The sequence below is a fragment of the Streptomyces sp. NPDC048258 genome (genome assembly GCF_043201995.1).
GTDB lineage: Bacteria > Actinomycetota > Actinomycetes > Streptomycetales > Streptomycetaceae > Streptomyces.
In genome coordinates this window covers 155,376-177,837 of sequence record NZ_JBICZH010000012.1, presented here as the reverse complement: position 1 = coordinate 177,837, position 22,462 = coordinate 155,376, and the positions used below count along the sequence as shown (strand labels likewise).

Here is a 22,462-nt window from a genome sequence, read left to right as displayed (position 1 = left end):
GGGCCTGTCCCTCCGCGAGGGGTGGGCCCGGGCCGGTAGGGTGGCCCGGTTGTCCTACGTACGACTGCCCGTACCAGTACGCGAGTACGCCGAGAGCCCGAACCGGAGACCGTGACTACTACCGCCTCCCACCACCTCTCACCCGCCTTCCCCGGCCGTGCCCCCTGGGGTACCGCCAGCGCGCTGCGTGCCTGGCAGCAGGGGGCGCTGGACCGCTACATCCAGACCCAGCCGCGGGACTTCCTCGCGGTCGCCACGCCCGGCGCCGGAAAGACCACCTTCGCGCTGACCCTCGCGTCCTGGCTGCTGCACCACCACGTCGTCCAGCAGGTGACGGTGGTCGCGCCGACCGAGCACCTGAAGAAGCAGTGGGCGGAGGCGGCGGCGCGGATAGGCATCCGGCTGGACCCCGAGTACTCCGCCGGGCCGCTCAGCAAGGACTACCACGGCGTCGCCGTCACGTACGCGGGTGTCGGCGTACGGCCCATGCTGCACCGCAACCGCTGCGAGCAGCGCAAGACCCTGGTGATCCTCGACGAGATCCACCACGCCGGCGACTCGAAGTCCTGGGGCGAGGCCTGCCTGGAGGCCTTCGACCCGGCGACCCGCCGGCTGGCCCTGACCGGTACGCCCTTCCGGTCCGACACGAACCCCATCCCCTTCGTCACGTATGAGGAGGGGAACGACGGGATCCGGCGCTCTTCCGCCGACTACACCTACGGGTACGGGAACGCGCTCGGGGACGGTGTCGTCCGGCCGGTCATCTTCCTTTCCTACAGCGGGAACATGCGCTGGCGGACCAAGGCGGGCGACGAGATCGCCGCCCGGCTCGGCGAGCCGATGACCAAGGACGCCATCTCGCAGGCCTGGCGTACCGCCCTGGACCCGCGCGGCGACTGGATGCCGAACGTGCTGCGCGCCGCCGACCAGCGGCTGACGGAGGTCAGGAAGGGCATCCCCGATGCGGGCGGCCTGGTCATCGCCTCCGACCAGGACTCTGCGCGCGCGTACGCCAAGCTGCTGCGGGAGATCACCGGCAGCAAGGCGACCGTGGTGCTCTCCGACGACACCGGTGCGTCCAAGCGGATCGACGAGTTCAGTGCGGACGGCAGCCGCTGGATGGTCGCGGTCCGGATGGTGTCCGAGGGCGTCGACGTGCCCCGACTGGCCGTCGGGGTGTACGCCACGACCATTTCCACCCCGCTCTTCTTCGCGCAGGCAGTCGGGCGCTTCGTGCGATCGCGCAGACGTGGCGAGACCGCGTCCGTGTTCCTTCCGACCATCCCCTACCTCCTCGGCTTCGCGAACGAGATGGAGGTCGAGCGCGACCACGTCCTCGACAAGCCGAAGAAGCAGGGCGAGGAGGACCCGTACGCCGAGTCCGAGAAGGAGATGGACGAGGCGAACCGGCAGGAGGACGAGGACACCGGCGAGGACGAGCAGATGTCCTTCGAGGCGCTGGAGTCCGACGCGGTCTTCGACCGGGTCCTCTACGACGGCGCCGAATTCGGCATGCAGGCGCACCCAGGCAGCGAGGAGGAGCAGGACTACCTCGGCATCCCCGGGCTGCTGGAGCCGGACCAGGTGCAGATGCTGCTCCAGAAGCGCCAGTCGCGGCAGATCGCGCACAGCCGGCGCAAGCCGGACGCGGAGGCGGACCTGCTGGAGCTGCCGGCCGACCGGCGGCCCGTGGTCTCGCACAAGGAACTGCTGGAGCTGCGCAAGTCGCTGAACACGATGGTGGGCGCGTACGTCCACCAGAGCGGCAAGCCGCACGGCGTCATCCACACGGAGCTGCGCCGGGTGTGCGGCGGGCCGCCGAGCGCGGAGGCGACGGCGGGCCAGCTGCGCGAGCGGATCAAGAAGGTGCAGGAGTGGGCCACCCGTATGCGGTGACTTGTACCCGCGGCTTCCCCCGGGAGTGAGTTGGGGTCCGTACGGAGCTTCGTACGGACCCCGCGGAGATCCGGGGTCACGAAACGACTCCGGAGGCGGTCAGGAAACGGCATAAAGGGGTAGCGCGCGCCCGGATTCTGGACGAGGCCTTCCGCTGAGCGGACCTGCTCGCTACTGTCCCCGCATCGAACGCACCGTGGCAGCGCCGCCGCGGGAGCGCAGCCGGTGCAATGGCCGCTACCGGCGGCCTCTCCGTGCGCCGCCGCGGGACCGGCGGCGTGCCACCCCGAGAGTCACCGCCGCTCACCGAAAGAGGGAGAGGCGTCGTGACCGCGGAAACCTCCCAGACTCTCGACAGAGGGCTCAGAGTCCTCAAACTGCTCGCCGACACCGACCACGGTCTGACCGTCACCGAGCTCTCCAACCGCCTCGGTGTGAACCGCACCGTGGTCTACCGGCTCCTCGCCACCCTGGAGCAGCACGCCCTGGTCCGCCGTGACCTCGGCGGCCGGGCCCGGGTCGGGCTCGGAGTGCTGCGGCTTGGGCGGCAGGTGCATCCGCTCGTGCGCGAGGCCGCCCTGCCCGCGCTGCGGTCCCTCGCCGAGGACATAGGCGCCACCGCGCACCTGACCCTCGTCGACGGCACCGAGGCGCTCGCCGTCGCCGTCGTGGAGCCGACCTGGACGGACTACCACGTGGCCTACCGGGCCGGCTTCCGCCATCCGCTGGACCGTGGGGCCGCGGGGCGGGCCATTCTGGCCGCCCGTCAGGGCTCGCTGATCGAGCCGGGTTACACGCTGACCCACGGGGAGCTGGAGGCGGGCGCCAGTGGCGCTGCCGCGCCGCTCGTGGGGATCACCGGGCTGGAGGGCAGCGTCGGGGTCGTGATGCTGGCCGACGCCGTGCCGGAGCGGGTCGGGCCGCGGGTGGTCGACGCGGCGCGTGAGGTCGCGGACGCCCTTCGCTGAGCCGCGGGCCTGGCCGGGTCGGTCGGGCCGGGCCGTGTGGTGGGTGCGGCGCCGTTGCCGGGGGCGCTGCCCCCGGGCCCCCGCGCCTCAAACGCCGGCGGGGCTGAAGGATCGGGGCTCTGCCCCGGGCCCCGCGCCTCAAACGCCGGCGGGGCTGAAGGATCGGGGCTCCGCCCCGGGCCCCGCGCCTCAAACGCCGGCGGGGCTGGGTTGTGCCCGGCGGGGCTGGTTTGAGCCCGGCGGGGCTGGGTTGTGCCCGGCGGGGGCCAAGGGTGGTCGGCGGGGCCGAGGTGCCCGGCGGGGCCAAGGGTGGTCGGCGGGGATGGATGTGCCCGGCCGAGGGGCGGGTGGGTGGGCCGATAGATTGGGGGCGTGCTCTCTCGTCTCTCTCGTCTGCCGCGTTCCGCCGCTCTGGCCGTCTGCGCCGTGCCCGTGCTCGGGTTGTTCGCCGTCGCGGTCTTCGCGCCGTTGCCCTTCGTGATCGCGCAGCCGGGGCTCACGGCCGACGTGCTGGGCGAGCGGGACGGCAAGGCAGTCATCGCGGTCAGCGGTGCCCCTGCCCGGCAGACCACGGGGCAGCTCCGCATGACCACCATCCAGGCCACCGGCCCCTCCACGACGGTGAACCTGCCCGACCTCCTCGACAACTGGTTCGACACCTCCCGGGCCGTCATGCCCAAGGAGGTCGTCTACTCCTCGGGCGGAACCGACAAGGAGATCGAGGAGCACAATCTGGAGGAAATGGCCAAATCCCAGTCGACGGCCGCGCAGGCGGCCCTCGGCTACCTCCACAAGGACCCCAAGGACGTGAAGGTCGAGCTGAACCTCGCCGACGTCGGCGGTCCCAGCGCCGGGCTCCTCTTCTCCCTCGGCATCGTCGACAAGCTCGACGGCGACGGCAGCGGCGGCGACCTCACCGGCGGACGCACCATCGCCGGTACGGGCACCATCGGCGCGGACGGCGCGGTCGGCGCGGTCGGCGGAGTGGCCCTGAAGACCCAGGCCGCGCGGCGCGACGGGGCGACCGTGTTCCTCGTACCGAAGGCCGAGTGCTCCGACGCGCAGTCGGAACTCCCCGAGGGGCTCCGGCTGGTCCCCGTCACCTCGCTGACGGATGCGGTGAGCGCCCTTCGCGCACTGAACCGGGGAGAGCCCGCTCCGTCCTGCTGACGGACGCGGCGCGGTCCATGCCGCGCCACGCGGGGAACACCAGCGGCGCCAGCGTGGTCAGCAGGTACGTGCCGCCGAACAGCAGCAGTGCCTTCGCCACGCCGAAGCCGTCGACCAGCAGGCCCGCGGCGAGCCCGCCCAGCGGCATGGTCAGCTCGCAGCCCGCCATGGTCACGCCCGAGACGCGGGTGCGCAGCTCCTCCGGCACCCGCTCGTAGATGACCGTGGTCAGGACCGGGTTGAGCACGCCCGCGCCCAGCCCGCACAGGGCCATCGTCACCGCGAGCGGCAGCGGCGTGTCCGTGACGGCGGCCGTCACGTAGCGGGGCGTCCCGCAGAGCAGGAACGCGGCCGCGAAGACCGCCCTGCGCGGCAGCCGCTCGCCCCACGCCCCGTAGAGCAGGGCGCCCAGCAGCGCGAAGCCGCCGAAGAGGGAGATCATCAGGCCGAGCGCGGCGGGGCCGCCCAGGGCCTCCTGGCCGTGTACGGGCAGCAGTACCGAGGACCAGCCCTGGTCCAGGCCGTTGGTCATCATGACCATCACCGTGATGCCCAGCAGCAGCCGCGAGCGGGTCAGGAAGACCCAGCCCTCGGCCAGTTCGGCCCGGTAGGCCGCGAACGACACCTTCCCGGCCGCCCGCTGCGGCTCGGCGGCCGGGATCCCGCGCAGGAAGGCGGTGACCAGCAGGGCCGACGCCCCGAAGGTCGCCGCGTCCAGCAGCAGTACGGTCTCGGCGCCGAACGCCGCGATCAGTACGCCGGCCACCGCGGCCCCGATCATCCGGGCTCCGCGCGAGACCGCGTCGTAGAGGCCGGCCGCCCGCGGGACGGTGGTGCCGGCGTGCTCGGCGAGATTCGGCAGCAGGACGGACCGGGCGGTCAGGCCCGGGGTGTGCACGAGGCCGCCGACGGCCATCAGCGCGCACAGCATCCAGAACTCCAGCACGCCCGCGTGGTGCAGCAGCGGGATCGCGCCGACGGACAGGGCGCAGATCAGGTCGGAGGCGGCGGAGACCCGGCGGCGGCCGATCCGGTCGATGACGGGTCCGCCGACGAGGGCCGCCACGACGACGGGCAGGGTGGCGCAGAACGCGACGACTCCGGCCCGGGCGGCGCTGCCCGTGGTCTGGAGCACGAACCACGGGACGCCGATGAGGGTGAGCGAACTTCCGGCTATCGAGATCGTGTTGGCGGCCAGGACCGCCGCCAGGGGCCGCCGGCTCATGAGGTCTCGCCGGTGCGCGGGAGGACGTGGGTGTGGACACGGACCGACGCCATGCCCTCCACGGGCGGCAGATCGCGGTAGTTGTTGACCAGTTCGTGCATCTTGTCGATCAGTTCGAGGCTCTGCCCTGCCGTCAGGCGCAGGGTGAAGTCGCTCATGTCCGAGCCGCGCCGCCACTCCTGGGGCCAGCTGTGGGCGTTGCCGAGCCAGGTGCTCATCTCCTGCGTGTGGATCGTCGCGATCTCGTGCAGGAAGAGGTCCGCCGCGCCCCGCGTGGCCGGGTCCTCGTCGTAGATCAGCTTCTCGTCGAAGACCGTGCCGTCGTGGGCGGCCTTCCACCAGCGCTCGCGGCCCTTGCCGCGTTCGGGCGCGTCCTCGACGAACCCGTGCGCGGCGAGCTGGCGCAGGTGATAGCTGGTCGACCCGCTGGACTCCCCGAGCCGCTGGGCCAGTTGGGAGGCGGTGGCCGGGCCGTCGTGGCGCAGGGCGGCCAGCATGCGGATGCGCAGCGGGTGGGCGAGGCCCCGCAGGGAGCGGGCGTCGAGGACCCGCTCCTGGGGCGCGGACGGCTCTCGGGAGGCGGCGTTCTTCTCGGGCATGCGCCGACCGTAGAGTTGCAAAGAAGTCTGTGCAACGATTTATTTGCAACGCCTGGAGGGGATGGTCCTATCGACTGTCGTCCTCGGCGGCCTGTTCGACCAGCGGGATGATCCGCAAGGGCACGGGATTCTCCATGACGATCGCCGTCGAGGCCCGCACGATGCCGTCAAGACCGACGACACGGTCGATCACCCGCTGGAGATCCGCGTTGGACCGGGCCACGAGCCGGCACAGCATGTCCCCGTGCCCCGTGGTGGTGTGCAGCTCCAGCACCTCCGGCACCCCGTCCAAGTGGGCCCGTACGTCGGCCCCTTGACCCTGTTTGATCTCCAGGGTGGCGAAGGCGGTCACCGGGTACCCGAGGGCCGCCGGGTCGACCTGCGGGCCGAAGCCGCGGATGACTCCGTTCGACTGGAGCCGGTCGAGACGGGCCTGCACGGTCCCGCGGGCCACCCCCAGGCGCCGCGAGGCCTCCAGGACCCCGATCCGGGGCTCGCGGGCGAGCAGGACGATCAGCCGGCCGTCGAGGTCGTCGATTCCCATGAATATGCTCCGGGGTCCTCAGAGGTGGTCATAGTGCACAGATGTTTCAACCATCCTCCTGCGCAGCTGGTCAGTTTGTACAGCCAAATAGGAAACTATTGCGCAGCTTGTGGATCGGCGGGACTCTGCGCTCATGACTGAGACCCTCGACACCACCCCGCACACCGCGCGTGAGGCAGACCCCTTCCCGGTAAAGGGCATGGACGCGGTCGTCTTCGCCGTCGGCAACGCCAAGCAGGCCGCGCACTACTACTCGACCGCCTTCGGCATGAAGCTCGTGGCCTACTCCGGGCCGGAGAACGGCGTCCGCGAGACCGCCAGCTACGTCCTGACCAACGGCGGCGCCCGCTTCGTGCTGACCTCCGTCATCAAGGCGACGACCGACCGCGGCCGCTTCCTCGCCGAGCACGTCGCCGACCACGGCGACGGCGTGATCGACCTGGCCATCGAGGTCCCCGACGTGCGGGCGGCGTACGCGTACGCCGTCGAGCACGGCGCGCGCGGCCTGGACGAGCCGTACGAGGTCAAGGACGAGCACGGCACGGTCGTGCTGGCCGCGATCGCCACGTACGGCCAGACCCGCCACACGCTGGTCCAGCGCGGGGACTACACCGGCCCGTACCTGCCCGGCTTCGTCGCCGTCGACCCGATGGTCGAGCCGCCGGCCAAGCGCACCTTCCAGGCCATCGACCACTGCGTGGGCAACGTCGAGCTCGGCCGCATGAACGAGTGGGTCGCCTTCTACAACAAGGTCATGGGCTTCACGAACATGAAGGAGTTCGTGGGCGACGACATCGCGACCGAGTACTCGGCGCTGATGTCCAAGGTGGTCGCGGACGGCACCCTGAAGGTGAAGTTCCCGATCAACGAGCCGGCGATCGCGAAGAAGAAGTCGCAGATCGACGAGTACCTGGAGTTCTACGGCGGCGCGGGCGTCCAGCACATCGCGCTGGCCACGAACGACATCGTGGCGACCGTGCGGTCCATGCGGGCCGCGGGTGTGCAGTTCCTGGACACCCCCGACTCGTACTACGACACGCTCGGCGAGTGGGCGGGCGAGACCCGGGTCCCCGTCGAGACCCTGCGCGAGCTGAAGATCCTCGTCGACCGCGACGAGGACGGCTACCTGCTGCAGATCTTCACCAAGCCGGTGCAGGACCGGCCGACGGTCTTCTTCGAGATGATCGAGCGGCACGGATCGATGGGCTTCGGAAAGGGCAACTTCAAGGCCCTGTTCGAGGCGATCGAGCGCGAGCAGGCGAAGCGGGGCAACCTCTAGCCTGCAAAGCCCGGCCCCTCGGCTCCGCCGGGGGGTCCGGGCGCGGCGCCGTTGCCGGGGGCGCTGCCCCCGGGGTCTGGGGCGGAGCCCCAGGGCTTTGAGCCGCGCCGGCGATACGGGCAGCGCGCGGGGAGCCCTGCGCAACGGACCGTCAGGCCGACGCGGACGGCTTCGGCTTCGGGTCCACCGGCGGCGGCGTCGGCTTCGGGGCGGCCGCCTTCGGGAGCTCCGGGGCGACCCACGGCGCGGTCGGCTGCAGGTGCTCCGGACCGCCCGGCGGCGGCTGCCCGACCGCCGCCAGGGCCTCCTTCGCCAGCGGCCCCCGCAGCGGCGAGAACTGCGGATTCGTGCGCATCGCCTCCTCCAGGTGGCGCCGCGTCGCCGCCGCGTCGCCGAGGCCGCGCTCGATCATCGCCCGGTGATACGCGAACTCCGCGCTCCGCAGCCCCGGTTCCGTCGCCTTCTTCGCGTACTCCAGCGCCGCCTCGTCCTCGCCCGCCTTGTGCAGCGCCCAGCCCAGCGCGTCCGCGACCGGCATGCTCTTGTGCCGCGTCCACTCCTCCGACAGCCTCCGCACCGCCGCCGCCGGATCCCCGTGGTCCGCCTCGTACAGGCCCAGGACCACGTCGTCGTCCACGCCGTTCGTGTTGTCCCGCGCCGCCAGCGCGCCCAGCATGTCGTACGGCACGCGCGCCTCCTGCGCCCGTCCCAGCGACTCCAGCAGCTCGCCCAGCTCCCGCGCCAGCTGCGGCACCGGAGTGCGGCCCAGCGCCAGCCGGTAGTCCCGCACCGCCTCGCCGGTCCGCCCCAGCGCGGCCAGCGCCCTGGCCCGGCCGCCCAGCGCCTCCGCCTGCGCCGGATCCGCCCGCAGCGAGCCCTCGTACTGGCGCAGGGCCTCCCCCGCGTCACCCCGCTCCCAGGACAGCTCCCCGAGCCGGAACAGCGTGTACGCCTTCTCCGCCGGGGCCTTCGCCGCGCCCGCCGCGTGTTCCATCGACATCGCCGCGTCCTCGCGCCAGCCGCGGTCCCGGTAGACCTGCGAGGCCCTGACGTACGCCGCCAGGCCCGGCCGGAGCTCCATCAGCTGCTCCATCGCCGCCTGCGCGGCCTTGTAGTCGCCCAGGCCCGTGTACGCGTCCACGAGCACCGGGTACGCCCCCCACCGCTTCGGCGCCTGCGCCCGTACGAGCTCGCCCCACTTCTTGCCGGTCCCGAAGTCCCGCCGGGCGTTGGCCAGCGTGCCCATGCCCGTCATCGCGTCGAAGTTGCCCTTCTCGGCCGGGCGGGCCTCCAGCGACCGCTTCAGGGCCTTCTCCGCCTTCGGGAACCAGCCCGAGTCCGCCGAGCGCCGCGCCAGTTCCAGGTACGCGGCACCGAGGACCGCCCACGAAGCCTCGTCGTCCGGGTGCGCCGCGACCCACTTCTCCCGGTCCGCGACCAGCGCCGCCAGGTCCACCGCGGCCGCGGGCGCGCCCATGCCGACCGCCGCCGCGGCCCGCTCGCTCGGTCCCGGCGGGCGGGCGTCGTCACCGCCGCGGGCGGGCCGGATCAGCAGGGCCCCCGCGATCAGGACCACCGCGACCGCGGCCGCCACGAGCGTCTTGCGGCCGGTGAAGGTCACGGGCGGCGCCGGGGTCTGCGATTCCTCGTCGATACGGTCGATACGGTCCATGCGCTCACTGTGCGTCAATATGAAGAGCGCGCCGAGATGTCCGAAGCCGGTCGCGGCCGTGTTCACACCGATGGCCCCCGGTGCCACGCTGCTCCCATGGATGACGATCTCTCCGCGCGTCTGCGCGCACGCCTGCTGGAAGGTCTCCCCGCCGAAGCCCTGCTCACCGATCCCCAGGTGACCGCCTCCTACGCCACCGACATGGCCGGTTTCTGCGCCGCCGGCACCCCGGCCGCCGTCGTCCTGCCCCGGACCGTCGAACAGGTCCGGCACGTCATGCGCACCGCCACCGCCCTACGGATCCCCGTGGTCCCGCAGGGCGCCCGTACGGGCCTGTCGGGCGGCGCCAACGCCTCCGACGGCTGCATCGTGCTCTCGCTCGTCACCATGGACCGGATCCTGGAGGTCTCCGCCGTCGACCGGATCGCCGTCGTCGAGCCCGGCGTGGTCAACGCCGTGCTCTCGCGCGCCGTCGCCGAACAGGGCCTGTACTACCCGCCCGACCCCTCCAGCTGGGAGCAGTGCACCATAGGCGGCAACATCGGCACCGCCTCCGGCGGGCTGTGCTGCGTCAAGTACGGGGTCACCGCCGAGTACGTCCTCGGCCTCGACGTGGTCCTGGCCGACGGGCGGCTGCTGAGCACGGGCCGGCGTACCGCCAAGGGCGTCGCCGGATACGACCTCACCCGGCTCTTCGTCGGCTCCGAAGGCACCCTCGGCGTCGTCGTCCAGGCCGTCCTCGCCCTGCGACCCGCACCGCCCCGCCGGCTCGCGCTGGCCGCCGAGTTCCCCTCCACCGCGGCCGCCTGCGCGGCCGTCTGCGCCGTCATGGAGGCCGGGCTGACGCCCTCCCTGCTGGAGCTGATGGACCGTACGACCGTCCAGGCGGTCAACGCGCTCGGCAGGATGGGACTGCCCGACACCACCGAGGCCCTGCTGCTCGCCGCCTTCGACACCCCGCACGCCCCCGAGGACCTCGCGGCCGTGGGGAAGCTGTGCACGGCCGCCGGGGCCACCGCCGTGGTGCCCGCCGAGGACGAGGCCGAGTCCGAACTGCTGCTCCAGGCCCGCCGGATGTCGCTCACCGCCCTGGAGACGCTGCGGCCCGCCACGATGATCGACGACGTGTGCGTACCGCGCTCCCGGCTCGCCGAGATGCTGGACGGGACGGCCGCCATCGCCCGTTCGTACGGCCTGCTCATCGGGGTCTGCGCGCACGCGGGCGACGGCAACACCCACCCCGTCGTCTGCTTCGACCCGGCGGACGAGGACGAGACGCGGCGGGCCCGCGAGTCCTTCGACGCGATCATGGCGCTCGGACTGGAACTGGGCGGGACTATCACCGGCGAACACGGCGTCGGGGTGCTGAAGAAGGAGTGGCTGGCCCGCGAACTCGGCCCGGTGGGCCTGGAGATGCAGCGCGCCGTCAAACGGGCCTTCGACCCGCTGGGGCTGCTCAATCCGGGCAAGCTCTTCTGACGGCGTCACAGCTCCCCGTCCGCCGACTCGTCCGACGGCCAGGGGTCGTGCAGCCACAGCTCGTCGGCCGGGGTCGGGGTGAGCAGCTCGGCCAGGGCCGCGTCCAGGCCGAGCCGCTCGGCCTCGGTGCCGGGCGGGACGATGCGCAGGGTGCGCTCCAGCCAGGCCGACACGGAGGTGGCGGGGGCCTCCAGCAGGGCGTCGCCGTCGGGCGAGCTGAGGGCCATGCAGAGCACGGCCTTGTTGTCGATCTTGGTGGGCCAGATCCGGACGTCGCCGTGTCCGCACGGGCGGAACACGCCCTCGACCAGCAGCTCGCGGGCGAAGGTCCAGTTGACCGGGGCGCTGGAGCCGGTGTGGAAGGTGATGTGGACGGCGTACGGGTCGTCCGTGAGGTAGAGGAGCCGGGCGGGTACGGGGATGCTGCGCTCGGGGGACAGGACCAGCTTCAGTTCCAGCTCGCGCTCGATGACGGGGTGGTGCATGACGGCCTCACTTCGGTTCGGTGCGAGGGGCCGGATAGCGCCCCACACCCGGAGAGAGCTCCGGTGTACCCGGGTATGACGCGACTTCGGGCGGGGAATCGAAGGTTGGCCGAATTCTGTCGGGTGACCGAAAACATTCGCTTGGCCCGAGGTTCGCTCAAAGGTTGACAATCTCCCGTTACCCGACCTGTCGGGGGGCGGTTCTTGGCTATGGTCCTGCCTTGCACATGCCTCAAGCCACGATCGGAGTTGGGGACATTGACGGCCTCCCCTGGTGACGGCGAGCACGCGGCCCGCGAGGGCTACTACCCGGACCCCTCCATCCCCGGGTACGTCCGGTACTGGAACGGCGCCGCCTGGGTTCCGGGTACGAGCCGTCCTGCCCCCACCCCTGCCCCCGCCGCGCCCGTCGAGGAGACGGGGCCGGTCTTCCTGGACCGGACCTCGGTGACGGAGACGCCGGCGGTGCCCGAACCGGAACCGGAACCGGAGCTTCGGCCGGTCGCCGGGCCGGTCGTCCAGCGGGGCGCGGAGCCGGTCGCCGAGCGGGCCGCCGAGCAGGCGGCGTGGCAGGCCGACCCCGTCCACCAGGCCGGTTTCGGCGGGCCGCGCGACCACCGGGTGTCGTGGGGCAGCCCGCCGGAGCCGGCGGCCGCGGCTCCGGCTCAGGCCCCGGGCCCGGGCCCCGGGATCTCCCTGGCCCGTACGCCGGCCGCCGCGGCGGCGGGTGCACCGGCCCAGCGGTTCCGGCCCCAGGCCGCGGCCGGGATCCTGTCGGTCCGCTCCCCGGCGGCGGCCCCGGCTCCCGCCCCGGCACCGGCTCCCGCCCCCGCCGCCCCCGCCCCGGCCCCGGTTCCGGCGTGGCCCGATGCCCCCGGTGGCAGCGGCTCCGGCGGGTCCGGCCTGACGTCCTCCTGGCCCGAGGCGGCGGCCGCCCCGGCGGCGCCCCCGTCCGAGGCGGTCCGCCCGGCGCGGCCGCGTCCCGCGCCCGCCGCCCCGGCCGAGCCGTCCCCGCGGGAGGCGCCCGCGCGCCGCCACCCGGCTCCGGCCCCGGCCGCATCCCGACCCAGCCCCTCCGCCCCCGCCGAGGCCCCGTCGGCCGAGGCGGCCCGCCCCGAGCCCTGGCAGCCCCGGACCGGCGGGGCCCGTCCTGCTGTTCCGGCGGCCCGGACGGCCGCCCCGGCCGAGCCCCGGCCCGAGGGGACCCGTACGCACCGGGAAGTGTTCGAGCGGATGGCCGAGCGGGCCGCACGGCCCGCCGGGTTGGTGCGCCGCGCCGCGGCCCGCGCCCTGGACTCCCTGGTCCTCGCGGCGGTCGCGGCGGCGGTCGCCCGGCCCCTCCTGCCCGCCGCCACCGCCCACATCCAGGACAAGGTGGACGCCGCCCGGACCGGCGGCCGCACCACCACGGTCTGGCTGTTCGACGGCATCATCGCCGGCCAGCTCGGCCTGGTCCTCGGCGCGGTCCTGCTCTTCGGCGTCTTCTACGAGGCCCTGCCCACGGCCCGTTGGGGCCGCACCCCGGGCAAGAAGCTGCTCGGCGTCCGGGTGCTCGCCACCACCACCCTGCGCCCGCCCACCTTCGGCGCGGCCCTGCGCCGCTGGCTGGTGTTCGTCCTCCTCGGCGTCCCCGGCGCCCTCTGGTGCCTCGTGGACCGCCCGCGCCGCCAGGCCTGGCACGACAAGGCGGCCAAGACGTACGTGGCCCGCTGAGCCCAGCTGAGGCCCGCCGGGCCGCCCGGGACGGGCCCGTCCCCCGAATGGACAGCCTCCCGTTGCGGGGTTGACGGAGCCGGGTTCGACTCGGGCCATGAGTACCGATCAGCCGCCGCCCGGCGAGCCTCCCGAGGAAGACCCGTTCCTCAAGAAGCCCCAGGAACCGACGCCTCCGTCGGGCGGTTCGCCGTACGACTCACCCCCACCCGGTGGCGGTGGCGGATACCCGCCGTCCCCACCCCCCGGAGGCGGCGGCGGCGGATACCCGCCACCGCCGCCCCCGTACGGCGGTGGCGGCGACCCCTACGGCGGCAGCGGCGGCTACGGCATGCCCGATCCGCTCGCCGGAATGCCCCCGCTCGCGGACTTCGGCAAGCGGCTCGCCGCCCGCATCATCGACGTGGTGATCATCGCCGTGCCGCTGTTCCTCATCCAGCTGGCGTTCGGCACGAACCGGTACACCGTCGAGACGAACAAGGGCGAGGACGTCACCGAGGTCATCACCAAGTCCTACAGCGGCAGCGGCCTGATCATGACGCTGATCTCGATCGTCGCGTACGTCGGCTACGACTGGTGGTTCACCAAGAAGAGCGGGCAGACCGTCGGCAAGAAGGCGATGGGCCTGCGCATCGCGATGCTCAACGACGGCAGTGTCCCGCAGTCGAACCCGGCGCTCGCCCGCGCCGCCGTCCTCTGGCTGCCGACGCTGATCTGCTGCTTCTGCCTGTGGCCGATCGCGCTGGTGATCTCGATCCTCGTCGACAAGCCGTACAAGCAGGGCCTGCACGACAAGGTCGGCAGGACGGTGGTGGTCCAGACGACCTGACGTCCGCCGGGCCCTGACGGGCTCAGTGGTGAACAGGGTGTTCGGCGGCGGCCGTTCGGGGTTCCGGTACCCGGGCGGCCGCCGGCGCGTCCGCGTAGGAGACGCGCGAGTGGGCGGACGCGGGGGCCGGGACGGGGGCCGCGGTGGCCGCGGGAGCGCCCGTACGGGCCGCGTGGCGGCCGCGGCGCCTGGGGTGGGGCACGGTGACGGCGACGAGCAGACCGAGCCCGAGGGCGGCCGCGGAGATGACCGCGATCCCGAGCCCCGTACTCGTCTGCGAGAGCAGCAGCATGGCGATCGTCGACACGACGACGGTGGCGGACCCGTAGGCGAGCTGTGCGGCAGTCGGACGCGGCATGGCGATATCCGTCCTCAGGGAGGGGAGGGGGAGTCGGCTCAACTAGGTCGCGCGTCAAGTGACTCTACGACGGGGAATGCCCGAGGGGAACCGCCAGTAAGCGTGACCTAACCCACGGTGCCGGAGCACGGGGGGCGCACGGGGTCATTCTTCGCGCCGCGGCCTGCCAGAAATGCCGTCCTGAGGCACGCGATGGACGGTCGGGAAGCACCCTTCGCCCCGTATGGCATCCGAACGTCCGAATAGCGGAACTCGTTGACCGCATAGTGCAGTTGTAAGGAACAAGTCAAGGTCTGTCTTTTCTTTCGACTCTCCGGTCAAATGTCGTCACTTGAGACGCGCGCCGCGCGGAACCCCCCGCTCCTATGGAGACGTTCCGACCTACGTTGCGGCCGCGGGAGGGGAACGACATCAAGTGACCAGCAATTCCGCCCGTCGGCGTGCGCTTCGTGCTGCCGCCGTCACCGTGACCATGGCCGCCTGCGCGACCAGTGCCACCTTCTTCAGCGTCACCGCGGCCCAGGCCAACCCCAGTCCGATCGGGGCGCCCGCGGCCGACCGGCAGGACCCGACCGCTCCTGCCAAGGTCGTCGAGCACGACCTGAAGGGCCCGTTCAGCGAGCAGCAGGCGGAGCAGCGCAAGGCCGCTCTCGACCAGGTGCTGGCCGGCAAGAAGGGCGTCGAGCAGCGCGGCGCCTCCAAGGTCGTCAAGCTCGACGACAAGAAGTACGTCGAGCTCGGCCGTGAGAAGACCGACAAGATCTTCACGATCCTCGTCGAGTTCGGCGACCAGGTCGACAACACGACCATGTTCGACCCGGACGGTCCCGGCCCGAAGCCGGCCGTTCCGAAGTACGGGGGCACCCCCGGGCCGATGCACAACACGATCGCCCAGCCGGACCGCGCCTCGGACAACAGCACCGCCTGGCGCAAGGACTTCAGCCGCGACTACTTCCAGGAGCTGTACTTCGGTACCGGCCAGGGCAAGGACTCGCTGAAGACCTACTACGAGAAGACCTCCTCGGGCCGTTACTCGGTCGAGGGCGAGGTCGCCGACTGGGTCAAGGTCCCGTACAACGAGGGCCGTTACGGCTCCAACTACTGCGGCCAGACCAACTGCTCCAACGTGTGGGACACCGTCAAGGACGGCGTCACGGCGTGGACGGAGGCCCAGAAGAAGGCCGGGAAGACCGACGCCCAGATCAAGGCGCAGCTGGCCCAGTACGACCAGTGGGACCGCTACGACTTCGACGGCGACGGCAACTTCAACGAGCCCGACGGCTACATCGACCACTTCCAGATCGTCCACGCGGGCGAGGACGAGTCGGCCGGCGGCGGCGTGCAGGGCACGACCGCGCTGTGGGCGCACCGCTGGTACGCCTACGGCACCGCGGCGGGCAAGACCGGCCCGGACAACAACAAGGCCGGCGGCACCCAGATCGGTGACACCGGCATCTGGGTCGGCGACTACACGATGCAGCCGGAGAACGGCGGCCTCGGCGTCTTCGCGCACGAGTACGGCCACGACCTCGGTCTGCCGGACCTCTACGACACCTCCGGTGGCGGCGAGAACTCGGTCGGCTTCTGGTCCCTGATGTCGGCCGGCTCCTGGCTCGGCACCGGCAAGGACTCCATAGGCGACCTCCCGGGCGACATGACCGCCTGGGACAAGCTCCAGCTGGGCTGGCTGAACTACGACAAGGCCAAGGCCGCGACGAAGTCCACCCACAAGCTGGGCGTTTCGGAGTACAACACCAGCGACAAGCAGGCGCTGGTCGTCGAGCTGCCGAAGAAGCAGGTCAAGACCGACGTCGTCGCTCCCGCCGAGGGCTCCTCGCAGTGGTGGAGCAACATGGGTGACGACCTCAAGAACACCCTCACCCGGTCGGTCGACCTGACGGGCAAGACGTCCGCCGCGCTGTCCCTCAAGGGCTGGTGGGACATCGAGGCCGACTACGACTTCCTCTACACCGAGGTGTCCACCGACGGCGGCGCCAACTGGACCGCCCTCGCCGGTACCGCCAACGGCACGGCCATCCCGGCCGACGCCTCCGGCAGCCCGTCGCTGACCGGTGTCTCGGGTGCCTGGCAGTCGCTGAACTTCCCGCTCGACGCCTACGCGGGCAAGAAGATCGACCTCCGCTTCCGCTACCAGACGGACGGCGGCGCGGGCGGCAAGGGCTTCACGGCCGACGCCGTCACCCTGACCGCGGACGGCTCCGCGCTGTTCACCGACGGCGCCGAGAACGGCGACAACGGCTGGACCGGCAAGGGCTTCTCGCGCATCGGCGCCGGCTTCACCAAGGAGTACGCGCAGTACTACCTGGCCGAGAACCGCCGCTACGTCTCGTACGACCAGACCCTCAAGGTCGGCCCGTACAACTTCGGCTTCGGCAACACCAAGCCGGACTGGGTCGAGCACTACCCGTACCAGGACGGTCTGCTCATCTGGCAGTGGGACACCTCCCAGAAGGACAACAACACCAGCCAGCACCCGGGCCAGGGTCTGATCCTGCCGATCGACGCCAACGCCAAGCCCATGAAGTGGGCGGACGGCACCCTGCTGCGGAACAAGATCCAGCCGTACGACGCGGCGTTCAGCGCCTACTCGACGGACGCGTTCACGCTGCACAAGAACGGCGAGGCGCTGTTCCTGAAGCCGAAGCCCGCCAACCTGGTCTTCGACGACCACAAGGGCAAGTACTACTACGACGAGAACCCGACCGGCTCGGTGAAGGTCACTGACACCAACACCAAGATCAAGATCGCCAAGGAGACCTACGACGGTCTCGTCATGACGGTCGAGGTCGGCCCCTCCTCGAAGTAATTCGGTAAAACCGCACGTCAAAGCATGATCGGCCGTCGCCCTCTAGCGGGCGGCGGCCGATCGCGTTTAGATGCGCGGTACGAGTTTCTTATTGACGGGGGAGATGACCGCCGTGCCCGGTGGAGGTTTCGTCAGATTGCCAGGCGGCAGCGTGGTGGTCGCGCTCACGCTGCCCAGGCCGTCCGGAGAGGGAGGAAATGTCCGCGTGCTGGTGCACGCCGCGAACCGTGCCCGTGCCCTGACCAGGCTGCGGAACCTCGGCATGAGGGCGGTGTACCTGCGGGGCAACGCACAGCCGCCGACCCCGGACGAGGTCACGGCCGTCCTGCACCACCCGGACGGCCTGCTGTGGCGCGGCGCACCCGACCGCGCACAGGAGCTCTGGCACCCCATCCGGGCCCTCCTGGGCACCTAGGAGGGCGTCTGACCCGCCTGGCCGCCGACCAGGGTCACACCGGCCGCACGGAGCTCGTCCAGGGCCCGTGCGGTGGTGTGCGGGGCCACGGCGGCCGTCAGGTCCAGCAGCACGCGGGTGGTGAAGCCGGCGCGGGCCGCGTCCAGGGCGGTGGCCCTGACGCAGTGGTCGGTGGCGATCCCGACCACGTCCACCTCGGTGACGTGCCGCTCCCGCAGCCAGTCGGTGAGCCCGACGCCGCTCTCGTCGGCCCCCTCGAACCCGCTGTACGCGGCCTCGTACGCGCCCTTGTCGAAGACGGCGGCGACGGAGCCCGAGGCCACGGCGGGGGCGAAGTTCGGGTGGAACCCCACGCCCTCCGTCCCGGCGACGCAGTGCACGGGCCAGGAGGTCTCGTAGTCCGGCTCGGCCGGGGGGTGCGCGAAGTGGCCGCCGGGGTCGATGTGGTGGTCGCGGGTGGCGACGACGTGCCGGTAACCGGGGGTGGACTGCCCGATGAGCTCGGTGATGGCGGCGGCGACGTCGGCCCCGCCGGCGACCGCGAGGCTGCCGCCTTCGCAGAAGTCGTTCTGTACGTCGACGACGATCAGTGCGCGGTGCATGACGTGTCCTTCGGGTCGTGGTGGTGTGCGGCGGCGGGGCCCTGCGGGGGCTATTCCCCCACCCCGCCCCTTCCCGAAACTGGGGCGCTGCCCCAGACCCGTACGGCTCGGATTCGGCTGGGGCTGGATTGCCCGCAGGGCAATTTCAGCCCCGCCTGGGGGCCCCTCCCAGCGGTAGCTGGGGGAGTTTGAGGCGTGGGGTCCCCCCGGACGGAGTCTGGGGGAGGGTCCAGGGCGGAGCCCCGGCAGCGGCGGCGCGGCCGCTACGCGTACTCCGTCGGGATCACGGCCTCGCCGCGCGAGAGCTGCGTCGCGGAGAGCGGGAGCCCCGCGCGGGCGGCGCGGTGGCGGTCACGCGCGGCCTCCAGCGGCTCGCGGGCGACCACCTCGCCGCCCTTCACCAGCTCGACCAGCAGCTGCGAGTCGGCCAGCGCCGACGGCACCGGCCCCGTCCCGACGACCTCCGCCTCGGCGACGCCCTCCGCGTCGAGCCGGCGGGCCGCCCACTTGCGCCCGCCGATCGAGGTCTTCCCGCCGGTGGACTTCTTCGCGACCGGCAGCAGCGGCGCCTTCGGGTCCGCCGACGTCGCCCGCGCCACCAGCTTGTAGACCATCGAGCACGTCGGGTGCCCGCTGCCCGTCACCAGCTGCGTGCCCACCCCGTACGCGTCCACCGGCGCCGCGGCCAGCGAGGCGATGGCGTACTCGTCCAGGTCCGAGGTGACCACGATCTTCGTCCCGGTCGCGCCCAGCTCGTCCAGCTGCTGCCGCACCCGGTGGGCCACCAGCAGCAGGTCGCCCGAGTCGATGCGGACCGCGCCCAGATCGGTGCCCGCGACCTCCACGGCCGTCCGTACCGCCTCGGCCACGTCGTACGTGTCCACCAGCAGGGTGGTCCCGCCGCCCAGCGAGGCCACCTGCGCGGTGAACGCGTCGCGCTCGCTGTCGTGCACCAGGGTGAAGGCGTGGGCGCTCGTGCCGACCGTCGGGATCCCGTACCGGAATCCGGCCGCCAGGTCCGAGGTGGAGGTGAAGCCGCCCACGTACGCGGCCCGCGCCGAGGCCACCGCGGCCAGTTCGTGCGTGCGCCGCGCGCCCATCTCGATCAGCGGGCGCCCGCCGGCCGCGGAGTCCATCCGGGAGGCGGCCGCCGCGATCGCCGAGTCGTGGTTCAGGATCGACAGGACCACGGTCTCCAGCAGCACGCACTCGGCGAAGCTGCCCTCGACCCGCAGGATCGGCGAGCCGGGGAAGTAGACCTCCCCCTCCGGATAGCCCCAGATGTCGCCCGAGAAGCGGTACGAGGACAGCCAGTCCAGCGTCCGCATGTCGACGACGGCCCGCTCGCGCAGGAACTCCAGCACCGCGCTGTCGAAGCGGAAGTTCTCCACCGCGTCCAGCACCCGGCCGGTGCCGCCCACCACGCCGTACCGGCGCCCCTCGGGCAGCCGGCGGGTGAACGCCTCGAAGACCGAGCGGCGGTCGGCGGTGCCGTTCGCCAGGGCGGCCTGCAGCATCGTGAGCTCGTAATGGTCCGTGAAGAGCGCTGTCGACGGCACGTCCACCGGCAGGCCCAGGTCCGCAGGGTTCATGGCACGGATGCTAGCGCACATTTCGTCAGAGTGACGAGATGTAGGGCCCGTTTGTGCGACCGGGCCGTCACGGTGGCAGCATGGGACAAGTGAGTGTTGCTCCTGTAGAGATCGAACGCACCGAGTCGGCCGAAGAGACCTTCGCGGTCCCGGAACCCGACGTCCCCTGGGTGACCCTGGTGCACAACGACCCGGTCAACCTCATGAGCTACGTGGCGTACGTGTTCCAGGCGTACTTCGGCTACTCGAAGGACGTGGCGCACAAGCTGATGCTCGATGTCCACCACAAGGGGCGGGCGGTCGTGTCCAGCGGCAGCCGCGAGGAAATGGAGCGCGACGTGCAGGCCATGCACGGCTACGGCCTGTGGGCGACCCTCTCCCAGGACCGCACCTGATGGGCGGCACGTTCCAGCCCCTCAAGGGCGGCGGCGCGGCCATCGCGCTCGAGGAGATCGAGATCTCCATCCTGCGGTCCCTGGCCGTCCAGCTGCTGGAGCTGATCGGACCGGGCGAGCCGGAGCCCGCGGAGGACGCCGACCCGCTGGCCGCGCTGTTCGCCGCCGACGGCCCGACCGAGCCCCCGTCCGACCCGGCCCTGGCCCGGCTCTTCCCCGACGCGTACGGGGGTCCGGGAGCGGAGCCCGCGGAGGACCCCGAGGAGCTGCGCGCCCGCTCGGCGGAGTTCCGCCGCTTCACCGAGAACGACCTGCGCACCCGCAAGCGGGAGGACGCGCTGGCCGTCGTACGCAGCCTGGACGGGCTCACCCCGGCCGGCGACGGGGCGGCGGTCCTGGAGCTGACCGGGGAGCTGCCGCTGCGCTGGCTCGGCGCCCTCAACGACCTGCGGCTGACCCTCGCGGCCCGGCTCGACGTCACCGAGGACGACGAGAGCGAAACACTCTTCCGGCTGCCGGACGACGATCCGCGCAAGCCGATGGTGATGGCGTACCTCTGGCTCGGCGGTCTCCAGGAGACCCTCATCGAGACCCTCACCGAGACCCTCTGAGGTTCCTCAAAGGCGGAGATCGTTCGCTCAGCGGACGCTCAAATCCGGATAACGATCAGATCACCGCGATGCGGTGATCTGATCCATTTAGGGACCTCTGTCATGAAATGCCTGTGCCCCGCGTCACATTTCGCGTCCTCGGCCACCCGTAAGCACGTGATAGATCTTCACGACCGCCGACGGGACGCCACCCATGTCCCGCGGCTTGCTTGAACCGGCTGACCGCCGGGTGCAACTCCATCCGTATCCGGGGGGATCGAGGACCCGATCCGCAGCCTGCAGCAGGCGCGGGTCGGCGTGGAGAAAGGCGCACCAAGACATGACCTCTGTGCAGGTCGAGCAGCACGGCAAGACGCCCGGCGAGGGCACTCAGGGCGACGGCGACGGCGAGGGTTACCACCGCGCGCTCGGCGCCCGCCAGATCCAGATGATCGCGATCGGCGGAGCCATCGGCACCGGCCTCTTCCTCGGCGCGGGCAAGGCCATCTCCAAGGCCGGACCGAGCCTGATCCTGGCCTACGCGATCGCGGGCCTGGTCATCTTCTTCATCATGCGGGCCCTGGGCGAGCTGCTCATGTACCGCCCCGTCTCCGGCTCCTTCTCGGACTACGCCCGCGAGTTCCTGGGCCCGTTCTGGGGTTACGCGACCGGCTGGACGTACTGGCTCTTCTGGGTGGTCACCGGCATCACCGAGGTCACCGCGGCCGCCAAGTACATGTCGTACTGGACCCACGACAGCTTCCCGCAGTGGGCGTACGCGCTGATCTTCACCGTCATCCTCTACGGCGCCAACCTGATCTCCGTGAAGCTCTTCGGCGAGCTGGAGTTCTGGTTCTCCATGGTCAAGGTCACCGCCATCGTCGGCATGATCCTGATCTGCGCCGGCATCCTCACCATCGGCTTCTCCGACGCCGCCGCCACCGCCTCCGTCTCCAACCTGTGGAGCGACCGCGGCTTCTTCCCCAACGGCATCGGCGAGACGCTGATGACGCTGCAGATCGTGATGTTCGCCTTCCTCGCGGTCGAGCTGGTCGGCGTCACCGCCGGCGAGTCCAAGGACCCCGAGAAGACCCTGCCCAAGGCCATCAACACCGTGCCGTGGCGCATCGCCGTCTTCTACGTCGGCGCGCTCATCATGATCATGTCGGTCATCCCGTGGTCGAACTTCAAGGCGGGCGAGAGCCCGTTCGTGCTGGCCTTCGAGAAGATGGGCCTCGGCGTCGGCGCCGCGATCGTCAACTTCGTCGTCCTGACCGCCGCCCTGTCCTCCTGCAACTCCGGCATGTACTCCACCGGCCGCATGCTGCGCGACCTCGCGCTCAACGGCCAGGGCCCGAAGTTCTTCACCAAGCTCACCAAGAGCGGCACCCCGCTCGTGGGCACCACCTTCTCCGCCGGACTGATGCTGGTGGGCGTCTGGATCAACTACGTCGCCCCGGGCAAGGCCTTCGACTACGTCGTCTCCTTCGCCACCATCTCCGGCATGTGGGCCTGGATCATGATCCTGGTCTGCCAGATCCGCTACCGCGCCAAGGCCGACCGCGGCGAACTCCCGCAGTCCGCCTTCCGCGCCCCCGGCGCCCCGTGGACCAGCTGGTTCGCGCTGCTCTTCATCGGCATGGTCATCGTGATGATGGGCATCGACAAGGACTCCCGCGTCTCGCTGTACTGCGCCCCGCTGTGGGGTCTGATCCTCGGCGTGTCCTACCTGGTCCTCAAGGCCCGCAACCCGGCCGGCGCGGCCTTCAACAAGGTCTCCTGAACCAGGTCCGACCACAGGTCTGTCCACCATTCGGGCCCTCC

The 22,462-nt window shown here is 71.6% G+C and carries 20 protein-coding genes; 12 read left to right on the top strand and 8 right to left on the bottom strand.

Translation table 11 applies throughout. The features are described from left to right. Positions 1-111: 111 nt before the first annotated feature. The 3 genes from ACGFYQ_RS26455 (at position 112) to ACGFYQ_RS26445 (ending at position 4,034) form a co-directional block, all read left to right on the top strand. Complete coding sequence (locus tag ACGFYQ_RS26455; protein WP_393747930.1) at positions 112-1,896, top strand: DEAD/DEAH box helicase; 1,785 nt, start codon at positions 112-114, stop codon at positions 1,894-1,896. Positions 1,897-2,222: 326 nt separating this feature from the next. Continuing rightward, entirely contained in the window at positions 2,223-2,864 is a 642-nt protein-coding gene (locus ACGFYQ_RS26450; RefSeq protein ID WP_007264382.1) for an IclR family transcriptional regulator, read from the top strand. Positions 2,865-3,236: 372 nt separating this feature from the next. Further along, positions 3,237-4,034 carry a S16 family serine protease gene (locus ACGFYQ_RS26445; protein ID WP_393747928.1) on the top strand — a complete coding sequence of 266 codons (798 nt, stop codon included), beginning with the start codon at positions 3,237-3,239 and terminating at the stop codon, positions 4,032-4,034. On the opposite strand, the gene ACGFYQ_RS26440 is transcribed toward ACGFYQ_RS26445, so the two are convergent. From ACGFYQ_RS26440 to ACGFYQ_RS26430, 3 genes are all read right to left on the bottom strand, one after another. Then, a complete protein-coding gene (locus ACGFYQ_RS26440; protein ID WP_393747926.1) occupies positions 3,964-5,259 on the bottom strand; it encodes an MFS transporter in 1,296 nt (431 codons plus the stop codon). The genes ACGFYQ_RS26445 and ACGFYQ_RS26440 overlap by 71 nt on opposite strands. After that, a complete protein-coding gene (locus ACGFYQ_RS26435) occupies positions 5,256-5,858 on the bottom strand; it encodes an ArsR/SmtB family transcription factor (protein ID WP_393747923.1) in 603 nt (200 codons plus the stop codon). Before ACGFYQ_RS26435 ends, ACGFYQ_RS26440 begins: the two co-directional genes overlap by 4 nt. Before the next feature lie 67 nt (positions 5,859-5,925). Next, positions 5,926-6,402 (bottom strand): Lrp/AsnC family transcriptional regulator, encoded by a 477-nt coding sequence (locus ACGFYQ_RS26430; RefSeq protein ID WP_393747921.1) that lies wholly within the window; start codon positions 6,400-6,402, stop codon positions 5,926-5,928. Between the two features lie 133 nt (positions 6,403-6,535). Here ACGFYQ_RS26430 and hppD point away from each other — a divergent pair, with 133 nt between their 5' ends. Continuing rightward, entirely contained in the window at positions 6,536-7,681 is a 1,146-nt protein-coding gene (hppD, locus tag ACGFYQ_RS26425; protein ID WP_362392094.1) for a 4-hydroxyphenylpyruvate dioxygenase, read from the top strand. 151 nt (positions 7,682-7,832) lie between these two features. On the opposite strand, the gene ACGFYQ_RS26420 is transcribed toward hppD, so the two are convergent. After that, positions 7,833-9,353 (bottom strand): tetratricopeptide repeat protein, encoded by a 1,521-nt coding sequence (locus tag ACGFYQ_RS26420; RefSeq protein WP_393747919.1) that lies wholly within the window; start codon positions 9,351-9,353, stop codon positions 7,833-7,835. A 96-nt stretch (positions 9,354-9,449) separates the two neighbouring features. Here ACGFYQ_RS26420 and ACGFYQ_RS26415 point away from each other — a divergent pair, with 96 nt between their 5' ends. Further along, positions 9,450-10,832: an FAD-binding oxidoreductase gene (locus ACGFYQ_RS26415; RefSeq protein WP_393747917.1), complete on the top strand. Its 1,383-nt coding sequence runs from the start codon at positions 9,450-9,452 to the stop codon at positions 10,830-10,832. 5 nt (positions 10,833-10,837) lie between these two features. Here the strand turns inward: ACGFYQ_RS26415 and ACGFYQ_RS26410 are convergent, their stop codons facing one another. Further along, positions 10,838-11,317, bottom strand: coding sequence for an SsgA family sporulation/cell division regulator (locus ACGFYQ_RS26410; protein WP_393747915.1), 480 nt, complete (start codon positions 11,315-11,317; stop codon positions 10,838-10,840). A 258-nt stretch (positions 11,318-11,575) separates the two neighbouring features. On the opposite strand from ACGFYQ_RS26410, the gene ACGFYQ_RS26405 reads away from it, so the two are divergent. After that, entirely contained in the window at positions 11,576-13,030 is a 1,455-nt protein-coding gene (locus tag ACGFYQ_RS26405; protein WP_393747913.1) for an RDD family protein, read from the top strand. 97 nt (positions 13,031-13,127) lie between these two features. Continuing rightward, complete coding sequence (locus ACGFYQ_RS26400; RefSeq protein WP_393747911.1) at positions 13,128-13,859, top strand: RDD family protein; 732 nt, start codon at positions 13,128-13,130, stop codon at positions 13,857-13,859. Positions 13,860-13,881: 22 nt separating this feature from the next. Here the strand turns inward: ACGFYQ_RS26400 and ACGFYQ_RS26395 are convergent, their stop codons facing one another. Beyond that, on the bottom strand, positions 13,882-14,217 hold the full coding sequence (locus tag ACGFYQ_RS26395; protein ID WP_393747909.1) for a hypothetical protein: 336 nt from the start codon (positions 14,215-14,217) through the stop codon (positions 13,882-13,884). Between the two features lie 472 nt (positions 14,218-14,689). Here ACGFYQ_RS26395 and ACGFYQ_RS26390 point away from each other — a divergent pair, with 472 nt between their 5' ends. After that, entirely contained in the window at positions 14,690-17,044 is a 2,355-nt protein-coding gene (locus ACGFYQ_RS26390) for an immune inhibitor A domain-containing protein (protein ID WP_393748105.1), read from the top strand. 112 nt (positions 17,045-17,156) lie between these two features. After that, positions 17,157-17,459, top strand: coding sequence for a hypothetical protein (locus ACGFYQ_RS26385; protein WP_030825287.1), 303 nt, complete (start codon positions 17,157-17,159; stop codon positions 17,457-17,459). On the opposite strand, the gene ACGFYQ_RS26380 is transcribed toward ACGFYQ_RS26385, so the two are convergent. Together ACGFYQ_RS26380 and ACGFYQ_RS26375 are read right to left on the bottom strand one after the other, a co-directional pair. Then, positions 17,456-18,061, bottom strand: a complete 606-nt coding sequence (locus ACGFYQ_RS26380; protein WP_393747907.1) for an isochorismatase family protein — start codon at positions 18,059-18,061, stop codon at positions 17,456-17,458. The two genes, ACGFYQ_RS26385 and ACGFYQ_RS26380, sit on opposite strands and share 4 nt — an antisense overlap. 263 nt (positions 18,062-18,324) lie before the next feature. Further along, positions 18,325-19,653, bottom strand: coding sequence for a nicotinate phosphoribosyltransferase (locus ACGFYQ_RS26375; RefSeq protein ID WP_393747905.1), 1,329 nt, complete (start codon positions 19,651-19,653; stop codon positions 18,325-18,327). An 80-nt stretch (positions 19,654-19,733) separates the two neighbouring features. On the opposite strand from ACGFYQ_RS26375, the gene clpS reads away from it, so the two are divergent. The 3 genes from clpS (at position 19,734) to ACGFYQ_RS26360 (ending at position 22,421) form a co-directional block, all read left to right on the top strand. Then, positions 19,734-20,048 (top strand): ATP-dependent Clp protease adapter ClpS, encoded by a 315-nt coding sequence (gene clpS / locus ACGFYQ_RS26370; RefSeq protein ID WP_362392073.1) that lies wholly within the window; start codon positions 19,734-19,736, stop codon positions 20,046-20,048. Next, on the top strand, positions 20,048-20,659 hold the full coding sequence (locus tag ACGFYQ_RS26365) for a DUF2017 domain-containing protein (RefSeq protein WP_393747902.1): 612 nt from the start codon (positions 20,048-20,050) through the stop codon (positions 20,657-20,659). The genes clpS and ACGFYQ_RS26365 overlap by 1 nt, the downstream gene beginning before the upstream one ends. A gap of 319 nt (positions 20,660-20,978) precedes the next feature. After that, the gene (locus ACGFYQ_RS26360; protein WP_393747900.1) at positions 20,979-22,421 is read left to right on the top strand and encodes an amino acid permease; all 1,443 of its coding nucleotides are present in this window, start codon (positions 20,979-20,981) and stop codon (positions 22,419-22,421) included. The last annotated feature ends 41 nt before the right edge of the window (positions 22,422-22,462 follow it).

Coding starts and splice junctions, on each gene's coding strand:
- ACGFYQ_RS26430 (WP_393747921.1), bottom strand. CDS start 6,402: ATGGGAATCGACGACCTCGACGGCCGGCTGATCGTCCTGCTCGCCCGC.
- hppD (WP_362392094.1), top strand. CDS start 6,536: ATGACTGAGACCCTCGACACCACCCCGCACACCGCGCGTGAGGCAGAC.
- ACGFYQ_RS26435 (WP_393747923.1), bottom strand. CDS start 5,858: ATGCCCGAGAAGAACGCCGCCTCCCGAGAGCCGTCCGCGCCCCAGGAG.
- ACGFYQ_RS26420 (WP_393747919.1), bottom strand. CDS start 9,353: ATGGACCGTATCGACCGTATCGACGAGGAATCGCAGACCCCGGCGCCG.
- ACGFYQ_RS26360 (WP_393747900.1), top strand. CDS start 20,979: ATGACCTCTGTGCAGGTCGAGCAGCACGGCAAGACGCCCGGCGAGGGC.
- ACGFYQ_RS26415 (WP_393747917.1), top strand. CDS start 9,450: ATGGATGACGATCTCTCCGCGCGTCTGCGCGCACGCCTGCTGGAAGGT.
- ACGFYQ_RS26400 (WP_393747911.1), top strand. CDS start 13,128: ATGAGTACCGATCAGCCGCCGCCCGGCGAGCCTCCCGAGGAAGACCCG.
- ACGFYQ_RS26375 (WP_393747905.1), bottom strand. CDS start 19,653: ATGAACCCTGCGGACCTGGGCCTGCCGGTGGACGTGCCGTCGACAGCG.
- ACGFYQ_RS26410 (WP_393747915.1), bottom strand. CDS start 11,317: ATGCACCACCCCGTCATCGAGCGCGAGCTGGAACTGAAGCTGGTCCTG.
- ACGFYQ_RS26395 (WP_393747909.1), bottom strand. CDS start 14,217: ATGCCGCGTCCGACTGCCGCACAGCTCGCCTACGGGTCCGCCACCGTC.
- ACGFYQ_RS26390 (WP_393748105.1), top strand. CDS start 14,690: ATGGCCGCCTGCGCGACCAGTGCCACCTTCTTCAGCGTCACCGCGGCC.
- ACGFYQ_RS26380 (WP_393747907.1), bottom strand. CDS start 18,061: ATGCACCGCGCACTGATCGTCGTCGACGTACAGAACGACTTCTGCGAA.
- ACGFYQ_RS26440 (WP_393747926.1), bottom strand. CDS start 5,259: ATGAGCCGGCGGCCCCTGGCGGCGGTCCTGGCCGCCAACACGATCTCG.
- clpS (WP_362392073.1), top strand. CDS start 19,734: ATGGGACAAGTGAGTGTTGCTCCTGTAGAGATCGAACGCACCGAGTCG.
- ACGFYQ_RS26365 (WP_393747902.1), top strand. CDS start 20,048: ATGGGCGGCACGTTCCAGCCCCTCAAGGGCGGCGGCGCGGCCATCGCG.